The organism is Shimia sp. MMG029 (genome assembly GCF_027947445.1).
Classification (GTDB): Bacteria; Pseudomonadota; Alphaproteobacteria; order Rhodobacterales; family Rhodobacteraceae; genus Shimia.
In genome coordinates this window covers 1-527 of record NZ_JAQJIM010000034.1, presented here as the reverse complement: position 1 = coordinate 527, position 527 = coordinate 1, and the positions used below count along the sequence as shown (strand labels likewise).

Sequence of the window (527 nt, the reverse complement as noted above, 5' to 3'; positions counted from 1 at the left end):
TGGCCTGTTGGCGCGCCGCGCAGGGACGGATCGGTGGAGAAGGAATACTGGGTTTTCGCCATACAGACCGGCAGGTTGCCATAGCCTGCGTCTTCCCACTCTTTTAGCTGGTTGCGGATCTTGTTGTCGGCCAGCACTTCGTCGGCACGATAGATGCGCTTTGCGATGGTTTCGATCTTTTCAAACAGCGGCATGTCGTCCGGGTAGATCGGCGCGAAGTTGGCGGAGCCGCCTTCCACGATTTCCACAACTTTCTCTGCCAGCGGCGCAGAGCCCTCGGAGCCCAGCTCCCAGTGACGAGACAGAACTGCCTCAACACCGTGCTCGGCACAGTAGTCTTTGACGGCCTGCACTTCTGCGTCGGTGTCGGTCACAAAGTGGTTGATGCCCACAACAACCGGCACGCCGAAGGACTTCACGTTCTCGATGTGACGGCCAAGGTTGGCACAGCCGTTCTGAACTGCTTCGACGTTTTCTGCACCCAGATCCGCCTTGGCAACGCCGCCGTTCATCTTCATGGCGCGCAC

At 59.2% G+C, this 527-nt stretch carries 1 protein-coding gene; it reads right to left on the bottom strand.

Going from position 1 to position 527, the window contains the following annotated elements:
* On the bottom strand, positions 1-527 hold a 527-nt coding region (locus PJL69_RS20265; protein ID WP_271311306.1), incomplete at both ends, for a formate--tetrahydrofolate ligase.